Raw genomic sequence first — 8462 nt, 5'->3', positions numbered from 1 at the left:
AGAACTTAGTGTGCGTGTGACTCTTCGTCTGCATGGGAGTGGCCATGTTCATGGTCGATGGTACTGCGGCCGGCTGCGTGCTGGGACCAGTTGGCATGTTCGTTACCCAGGTCGTTCAGCTTTGAGATGATCATCTCTGGCTTTTTTTCATCGGCAAAACCATGACAGTGCCTAGCGTTTGCTGGAACTCCCCAGGAACTGCAGTTTGTCCGACAGTAGTGACAGCCATCAGAGGCGGTTCTTCCCGGGTGAGCCAACGTGCCAAACGAGGTGGCGACCAGCATTGCAATAAGAATGGCTTTCATCCCTAACTCCTTTTTTATGTTGTTATTCCTTTGCCACTGAGCGTGAGCAAGCACCGCTCATAATGTCTGCGTAGCGCGTTTTTTCTTGTGGCTTGAGTTCCAGATCATAGGTCTTGAGTACCCGCATAAACCGCAGCGCATACTGGCATTGGTTTGCTGGCGGTAGCCACTGATCTAGTCCTTTTGCCCCTTTTTGTCGGTTAAGACTGGCTTCAACACTCAGAAGGTTAGCCGGGTCGTTAGCAAACTGCTCTCTTTTGGGTTTTTGCCAGTGCTTGGCGCCGTGCTCCCAGGCCCATTTCAGCGGCACAACGTGGTCGATATCCATCTTGCTCGGGTCGTGGATCACGGCACCGGTGAAGGGTGATATCCAACGACCCGCGGTAACCTGACATTGCCTGCCGTCCTTGTAGCGAACCGGGCCGGTGGACTGGGCGATCAGGGCTTCATGGCGGCTGTTCTGGCAGTCCCCATCGGTATCAGCCCAGCCGTGGCCGAACTGCGCCCGGCTGTAGCGGCCGGTATCCCGGGGTTTGCTCCTATCCTGGGTGATGGACATTCCCTTGGGCAGCCGGCCACCTGCGTTCAGGCAGGCTTCCAGGGTGTCAAAGGACCGGAAGTTTTTGGTGCGCTCGTAGTGCGGGCTTTCAGGGGGGTGGCAAATCCCCGACGAAGACTGCTTGATAGCGGCATGTATGGGCAGTGCGATGATAATGGCCGCGGCCAGGATGAAAGTCCGTACGATACGAGTCATGTCACTCCTTGATCTGCTGCGTTTTTCTGTCTGCTATAAAGCGATCGAGCTCAACCACCTGGAAATAGGGTACTCGGCCCGCCATTTGCCAGACCTTAGGTGGCTTCACGCCGTCGATGAGTTTGCCGGTCATACCTTGGCGAAGAAGAGAAATTGGCAGCCCTACGTAACGGGCGGCTTGTTCCAGGGTAAGCGGGTAGTCTTCAAACCGCTTTGCCTGGGTACGGTGTCCGCACACTTTGCCTTGTGCGGACCGTGCAGAGTTAGTCACTCTTTATCTCTTTCTGTTTTTACGGATTTCCGTATTTCTGTAAAAGTAACTCTCTCACTTCGTCGGCTATCTTAGCTCCACGGGCGGCGCACTGGGATTTGATAGCCCGGTGCAGGCTTTCTGGAATGTCGATGGTCAGCCGTTTGGTCGGCTCTTTGTCCTGGACTGCGCGGTCCTTCACCCACTGATCCGGGTTGGCCGGTTGCGCGGACGGTTTGGCGCCAAAGGATACTTTCTTGGTCATGGATTTTGCTCCAGTAATTCAGCGGCCACAGCCGCGATTTCGGTGGCAGCTGGGCCATTCGGTTCGAGTTCACGCACTGACTCGCCTCGGGCAGCAGCCTCGGCAAAAATCACGCGCTGGGTGACGCTAGCGGCCAAGGTAGGAAGCGGATAGCCGGACAGGGCTTCGCCCACATCCCGGCCTATCGCCGTATTTGCGATTTTACGATTAACCACAAATGCAGCTTTCAGGTTGTCCTTGTACACGCTGGCTTCTTCGATGAGCTTTACCACCTCGGCGGCGGCCCAGACGTCATAGGGGGAAGGCTGCACCGGGATTAACACCATGTCGGCGGCCATGATGGCGGAGCGAGCTAAGTCGGTTACCCGCGGCGGCCCGTCGATGACCACATGGTCATAGTCACGGCCCAGGGCTCCAATCTCTTTGTGAATAGTGGCCCTGGGCAAACCTACTACAGAGAACAGCGGGTCTCCTTCGCGAGCTGCAGCCCAGTCCAGGCTTGAACCCTGAGGGTCGGCATCGAGCAGCAGCACGCGAGCGCCTGTTCCGGCCAGTTCGGCGGCAAGGTTGACAGCCAGTGTTGTTTTGCCAACTCCGCCTTTTTGATTCAGCAGTCCGATGATCATGTTCCGCGCCTAAGAGAGATAAATTAAATTCAGTATTTACAGAAAAAAGTAAAATCGCAAATGTGTTTTTCTGTGAGATTGCGCGTATGGGCACGCTCAGCAGGTATTTTTTCGGACTGTGCTTGCTGGACTACACTGTGTAATGACAATGGCGTTACGTGCAGGTATGATCCGCACCTCAAATGAAGGAGTAATAGTTATGGCCACTGCACATGTGGAAGCCAAACGCGATAAGACATTGAACCTGCGTATCCGTGATGATGAGCGGGCCTTGATTGAACGAGCAGCCAAAGTCTGCGGTAAAACACGTACGGAGTTCATCATGGGGGCTGTGCGCCGTGAGGCAGCTGATGCGTTGCTGGAACAAGCCTATGTTTCGGTGTCCCCTGAAGTGTACGACGCATTCCTGGCACGGCTGGATGAAGCACCGAGCCCGAATGATCGGTTGCGTAAAACCATGTCCACACCTGCCCCCTGGGAGGTGTGATGCTGAGTGCCCCAGAACTATTGGGATCACACCACGACACCCGCTCTTTTGATTGTGGCTCAAGCAACCTGAATGACTGGCTGGGTAAACGTGCGCTAAAGAACCAGATGAATGGGGGCAGCCGTACTTATGTGCTGTGCGATGGGCACCATGTTAAGGGCTACTATGCCCTGACGACCGGTGCGATTGGTCCTGATCTGGCCGTTGGCCGGTTTCGGAGAAACATGCCTAACCCTATTCCGGTTGTGCTGTTGGCTCGGCTGGCGATTGATACCAGTCTGCAGGGAAAAGGGATAGGTAGGGCGTTGCTGCGCGATGCTTCTCTTCGCGTGCTACAAGCTGCGGATCTGGTTGGTATTCGGGGCATGATTGTTCATGCATTGGACAATGACGCGAAAGCATTCTACGAGCGTCTGGGCTTTGATGTTTCGCCAATAGAGCCAATGACGTTGATGATTACGGTTGCTGATTTGAAAGCATTGGTTGAATGAATAGCTGGGAGGAAGAACCCTTTTTCTGGAAGAGGGGAGTTTTCCAATAGCTACCATAGTTGGGGTGTTATCATGCGGGTAGTTCTGGTGTAACGTACTGTCCAGAAAAGACAAACCCCGGTACTGTCCTCAATCTTGGCGGGTCGAGACAGTACCGGGGTCAGGCATAAAACCTACTGAGAGTGTACCACATGCCCCTCTATCGACAACCCCAGCACCGCCATAAGCGCGGTGGTTCTTGAGCAGTAGCGCACAGCTTGACCTGTTTCGGGAGCGACTACCCCGTAAGCCCTATCATACCGACGATCTCGACAGCGGCCTGTTTATCGCCGGTGCCGTTCGCGCTGCACAGGCGCGTTACGTTCAGCCCAACGGGCCAACCCATCGCTACTGGCTAGTGTTTGATGTTGATCGCCCTGGTGCCCTACTGGATTGGGATGACCGAGGTGCACCGGCCCCGAATATTGCCGTCATTAACCATGACAACCATCACGGCCATCTGATTTACGGCCTCGATGTGCCGGTGCGAACAGCGCCGGACGGTAAAGTCGCTCCGTTGCGCTATGCCGCCGCTGTTGAGGCAGCGCTGCGCGAAAAGCTCGACGCTGACCCCGGTTATGGCGGCCTCATTTGCAAGAACCCCCTGAGCGGCCATTGGCAGGTGCAGGTCTGGGAACCCCGTCCTTATGATCTAGCCTGGCTATCGGAGTACGTCGATCTGACGCCGTTCAGCGACCGCCGCAAGCGCCTGCCGGAGTACGGCTTGGGCCGTAACTGCACCCTGTTCGAGCGGCTCAGCCAGTGGTCTTACAGGGCCATTCGTCAGGGTTGGCCGGACTTCAACCCGTGGTTGGCCGCCGTCCAGGACAGAGCGACCGGATACAACGCTCAGTTTGAGCAGCCGCTGCCGGCCAACGAGGTACGCCATACCGCCAAGAGTGTGGCGCGATGGACGCACCGGAACATGAGCCCAGAGGGATTCAGTGCATGGCAGGCCGAACAAGGCCGTAAGGGAGGGAGGGTTTCTAAAGGTGGTGGAAGGCCAAGTAAAAAAGACCACTTTATTGACGATGTTAAGTCTCTTAAGACACAGGGACTCAGCAACAGGGAGATAGCGGCGTTACTGGGTATTGGAGCCGCGTCAGTTTCTCGGTATCTTGGTTTGAGTCGTTAAAGAGGATTCGGATATGTCAGGAAGCATCAAGTTACCCCATACGTGCCCACACTGTAATAAAACCACTGCTAAAACATACCAGGAGCTTGAAGAGAAGTTCGGTTTTCGAAACCAGAAGCAGACGGTTACTAAGCAAAGCTGGTGCCGTGATTGCCGTTCTACTAAATAAAAGAGGTGATGTATGTTCGACTCGCTATCTACCCTGATAGACAAAGCTAAAGAGCTTGAAGCTGAGAAAGTTGCGCTGTTGTGTATGGCTATTGTGTCTTTGGCAGTCGTTGCTAAGTCGACTGTGAAGTGATCCAAAACAAGCCATATCAGATAATAGCCCCGCCGGGGGGGCTATTTGCACAGTAAACAATCTAAAAAAATAATAGAGCGCTTTGTTACCCTGAGGAGCGGTTGCGGGCGAAGCGAAGGACAAGGGGAGGCAAGCTGTGGGCAACGTTTATTTGTTGTCCATGGCTTGTCCCCCGCTCCCGAAGGGATGTCCCCGCATTGAGCGACCTGCTTCAGACGGCGCGGGGTTTCGGGGGTTCTTCTGGCTTTCCTGCCAGCTGCCACAGTACTACCAAGGCTCGCCAGTGATTATACCGTGTGGCGTTACTCAGGTTCTGCGTTGATTTCCAATAGCTCACCACATGCGCTCGGCCTATCTGACCAAGAGAGTTCTGGCCCTGCTTGGCGCAGTGCTCCGCGAACGCGAGCATTCGGGAACGCTGCTGCCGGCGGTTGTCTTTCCCGCCTTTGCGAACGTATGCTCTGGTCAGTAGCTCGACCTCACGCACAATCTTCATTTCCGCCCCCCGATGTACTCAGAAACCACGTCGATGCGGCCATGACCTAGTTCTTTTGCGAGCTGCATCCGGGCTTCTCTATCCCGCTCCCGATCACCGATTTGAGTACCAAAAACCGGCGCGGCCTGCCCGGTCAGCACCTCATATCGTTCGCAGGCATACGCTGAACGCAAATCGTGATAGCCCACTATGGCGTGACTCTGCAGCAGGCCGCGCCCGCTCCTTAATTCCCCTTCCCGAAAGGTTTTCCAGTTGTGGTCTGGGGGGATCAGGGCGCGTTCATGGCCTTGCAGGGTGGCAGCGTTTACCAGGGCAACAATCTGGCGTTCGTTAGTGATGGCCAGCTCCCGTGGGCGCCCTCCTTTGGTGCCATCAATGATTCGTATCGTGCCTTTTTTCATGGCTTCCTGGGCGGCTTTAGAGGCATCGAGCAGAGCGGCCTCTTTGGAGCGTAAACCCAGCTCCCGGGCCAGCTCCGCAACGGCGGCAGCATGGGGTTTGCCGGCGTCTCGCAGCACGGCAATGGCCCGGTCTGCCACCTCCCGATCTGCGCCTGCTGGCACCTCGGTACGGATGGTTGAGCGTGATTGGATATGGCAATCCTTGGTCGGGCTGACGGATTTCCAATTTGCGTTTACCAATCCCATCACGGTGTTAGCGGCGCTCACCAAGTTTTGCGCGTAGGCAGCCGAACTGTCGCCGGCCTGCACCTTGGCTGCCAAGGTTTGGCCGTAGGCAATAACCAGCTCCGGTGTGATCCGCTCCATGCGTCCCACGCCCTGCTCTTTGGCGTACAGAGTAAACTGCTTCCAACGCTCGGCCACTGTGGCAGCCGTCGAAAATGAGGCGCTTTTTTGGCTGGCAGCCCGGTTCAAGGCAATCCGGCCGGCGCTCGCCATATCCCGCGTCCCGAGGCCGTAATTTCGGCTCATCCGGTGCTCCTATTTTTGTCCTGGTAACTCTCAATCACGTCCACTCAAAACCACGTTTCTGGGTAAGTTATGTTTGCTCTCGGTAACGTCCGAGGCAGCCGTGAGTGGTGCAACGATTTGGGTCAGGTGTTGCGTTCCCTGTTTTTGATCCTGTTATGCCGTTTCCATCCTGTGGGTGCTGGTCAGGCGTGCGCTGGTGCGCGTCCCACGTCGCGAATGGTTCAGGATTGGCGTTGTTTTCGATGATTTTCACGCGTTTTCACGCACATGTTGAAGCGCGGCAAGCCGCATCAGAGTTTGGTTTGCGGGCCTAATGCCGGCCCGTCTCTGTGCATTGGCACAGAGACGGGCTAAGAGTTCGGCTGCGGCCTGCAGGTGTAATGGGTGTTTTCGGATTGCGTTTTATTCGGCCCTTGTCGGGCTATTTAGTCGGTGGCCTGTGGCCATGTATATGCTCCCCGTTCCTGGGTCGGTTCCGGGTAAGGGGGGGGGCTAAAAATATGGGCCCCGGGTTTCATTACTCCTGCGCCCAGGAATATTTCAGGTTGCGGCAGTGGCCGCTGATTGGATGTGCCCAGATCGGGCGCATTGAGAGATCGCGCGATACGCGCAAAGTGTAAGTGCCGTGTATGGCTGGTGTTGGTATGTGAGCACAAGTGGCGATTCTCAGCTCTTGTCGCCATGGCTGCGGTCTGTGCCGCTAGTCCTGAACAGTGTACGCCGCCAGATCAGAGTCGTCCAGCTCTGCCGCGCCGGGCTTCGCCGGCTTGGCGGCCAGGCAGGAATGCCGGCGAAAAACGCCGGCACTCTGCCTGGCTCCCTTATGGCCAAACCTCGTCTTTGAGTTTTGCTACCACCGAATCTAAGGCTGTTTTGGTGCGCGGTTCCAGTGTGTCTAAACCGTTGTCGTAGGCTTCCAAAATCGCAGCCATTTCCGCTGCCGTGATGCTGATGGTGGCCTTGGTATCCCGTGCTATGTGCGAATAATCGGGCTTACCGAAAAGTTCTGTAATGGGGTCTGTCATGGTTGGCTCCGGTGAATCTAGTCCTGTTGAGCTTAATATGAAAACAGGCCTTAGACCTACCAAACTACCTGAAACCACCTGCTCCATTTAATGGCCCTCGTAATGCTCGAAAAACGTGGCAAACTTTCAGGCTGAAATTGGCCAGACAGAGGGTGGCACTTGCCTTACTATGGGGCTTCAGGCGCGTCCTGAGCGCGAAGCTGGCGTTTTCCAAGGCAAACTGGCCGATTGAACATAATGGCTATTTTGCGCACCTTGCTGGAAGATCCCGCGGATCAAGAAACAGGCAATCTTTGCAAGCTAAATATTTTTTAAAAAGTTTTCCGCCGGCCACAAAAAAACCAGTGTTTAACCAGTGCCGAAGCCTCAAAGGGAAAGCAGTTAGTGAACGCAAACCTTGGACAGCTTGGCACAGATTATCCACAAGCCGCCCAGATTCGGCGCGGGTTGAGTGTTGGTAAACTAAGCCGTATGTTTGTAACTGCGTTGAACGGGGCGCGATCTTTAAACTTGAAGGAGGTGACATGGAGCTATTTCATAAGCTCTGCCTGGTCATCACCAGTGCCATAGCAGCGGCAACTGCTATCTGGCATCTGGTGAGAACCGTGGCCATGGTCATCACTAGCTACTTAGCGGCGGCAACCGCTATTCAGCAGCTGGTGAGAGCCATGATTCAATTGCTAAACGAATAACGATCAAACCGCCTTCGGGCGGTTTTTTCGTTAAGCAAACTGTACTAGAACCGTACCTGAGTGCAACGGGGAATGCTAAAAAAGCGCATTTATCCATTTGCTGTTTGAGGTTGTAAAGTTGGGGTCATCAGTCTCACCAATGTAGAAATCCCTTCACCTATCCTCGAAAACCCAGGTATGGCGCGGGATTGCGGGTTTCAGAGGGACAAACTTCCGCTCCAAACCTACCTACTCACGGCGATCTGTCCCCTGCAGGATTTACACATGTGTAAAAGTGGGGCCGCTGGCCCCACCCAATGTTGGAATCCCTTCACCTATTGCCGTCGACCTAGGTGTGGTCAGGGACGACGCTACTGCTGATTTACGGGATTTACAAGCAACCTGTATAGCGTTGCAGAACGTCCTGTCTGGCCGGCGGGAGTCGGAATGAGGGTTTTGCCACAACTCTGTAAGGGGAGGGAGGCTGTCCCCATGTAGAAATCCCTTCACCTATTGCGCAAACCCAGGCAGGACGAGGCTTGTCTGCTGATACAATCGCAAGCCGGTTATAAAATCTGCGTGGTAATCGGGAATAGCACTTTTCCCGTGAACCTGTAACGATGATCTTTCCCCTGTTTGCAGCTGCAAATAGGGGTTCCATAGTGAACCCCTCCGAGTGAGCCGG

Annotated in this window: 11 protein-coding genes; 4 read left to right on the top strand and 7 right to left on the bottom strand. The window is 55.0% G+C overall.

The genetic code is table 11. The annotated features are described in order from the left end of the window. Positions 1-5 precede the first annotated feature (5 nt). Genes GU3_RS17200 through parA form a run of 5 tightly spaced genes read right to left on the bottom strand, consistent with a single transcriptional unit; the run spans position 6 to position 2200 of the window. The gene (locus GU3_RS17200; protein ID WP_148265990.1) at positions 6-305 is read right to left on the bottom strand and encodes a hypothetical protein; all 300 of its coding nucleotides are present in this window, start codon (positions 303-305) and stop codon (positions 6-8) included. A 22-nt stretch (positions 306-327) separates the two neighbouring features. After that, positions 328-1059, bottom strand: a complete 732-nt coding sequence (locus GU3_RS16540) for an HNH endonuclease family protein (protein WP_014293679.1) — start codon at positions 1057-1059, stop codon at positions 328-330. A gap of 1 nt (position 1060) precedes the next feature. Continuing rightward, positions 1061-1330: a hypothetical protein gene (locus GU3_RS16535; protein ID WP_014293678.1), complete on the bottom strand. Its 270-nt coding sequence runs from the start codon at positions 1328-1330 to the stop codon at positions 1061-1063. Positions 1331-1349: 19 nt separating this feature from the next. Continuing rightward, positions 1350-1574, bottom strand: coding sequence for a hypothetical protein (locus GU3_RS16530; protein WP_014293677.1), 225 nt, complete (start codon positions 1572-1574; stop codon positions 1350-1352). Further along, positions 1571-2200, bottom strand: coding sequence for a ParA family partition ATPase (gene parA, locus GU3_RS16525; RefSeq protein WP_014293676.1), 630 nt, complete (start codon positions 2198-2200; stop codon positions 1571-1573). Before parA ends, GU3_RS16530 begins: the two co-directional genes overlap by 4 nt. A 199-nt stretch (positions 2201-2399) precedes the next feature. Between parA and GU3_RS16520 the strand changes: the two genes are divergently transcribed. From GU3_RS16520 to GU3_RS16510, 3 genes are all read left to right on the top strand, one after another. Next, complete coding sequence (locus GU3_RS16520) at positions 2400-2687, top strand: DUF1778 domain-containing protein (protein WP_014293675.1); 288 nt, start codon at positions 2400-2402, stop codon at positions 2685-2687. Beyond that, positions 2687-3178, top strand: coding sequence for a GNAT family N-acetyltransferase (locus tag GU3_RS16515; RefSeq protein WP_014293674.1), 492 nt, complete (start codon positions 2687-2689; stop codon positions 3176-3178). Before GU3_RS16520 ends, GU3_RS16515 begins: the two co-directional genes overlap by 1 nt. Before the next feature lie 238 nt (positions 3179-3416). Continuing rightward, positions 3417-4352 carry a replication initiation protein gene (locus GU3_RS16510; protein WP_014293673.1) on the top strand — a complete coding sequence of 312 codons (936 nt, stop codon included), beginning with the start codon at positions 3417-3419 and terminating at the stop codon, positions 4350-4352. 793 nt (positions 4353-5145) lie between these two features. Here the strand turns inward: GU3_RS16510 and GU3_RS16505 are convergent. Continuing rightward, the gene (locus GU3_RS16505; RefSeq protein ID WP_014293672.1) at positions 5146-6081 is read right to left on the bottom strand and encodes an integrase domain-containing protein; all 936 of its coding nucleotides are present in this window, start codon (positions 6079-6081) and stop codon (positions 5146-5148) included. 821 nt (positions 6082-6902) lie between these two features. Beyond that, on the bottom strand, positions 6903-7106 hold the full coding sequence (locus tag GU3_RS16500) for a hypothetical protein (RefSeq protein ID WP_014293671.1): 204 nt from the start codon (positions 7104-7106) through the stop codon (positions 6903-6905). A 524-nt stretch (positions 7107-7630) separates the two neighbouring features. Here GU3_RS16500 and GU3_RS17250 point away from each other — a divergent pair. Then, complete coding sequence (locus tag GU3_RS17250; protein WP_158308474.1) at positions 7631-7798, top strand: hypothetical protein; 168 nt, start codon at positions 7631-7633, stop codon at positions 7796-7798. The last annotated feature ends 664 nt before the right edge of the window (positions 7799-8462 follow it).

Source organism: Oceanimonas sp. GK1 (genome assembly GCF_000243075.1).
In the GTDB taxonomy this organism is placed as follows: domain Bacteria; phylum Pseudomonadota; class Gammaproteobacteria; order Enterobacterales; family Aeromonadaceae; genus Oceanimonas.
The sequence above is the reverse complement of the archived record's forward strand: the minus strand, read 5'-3'. Positions and strand labels throughout refer to the sequence as shown.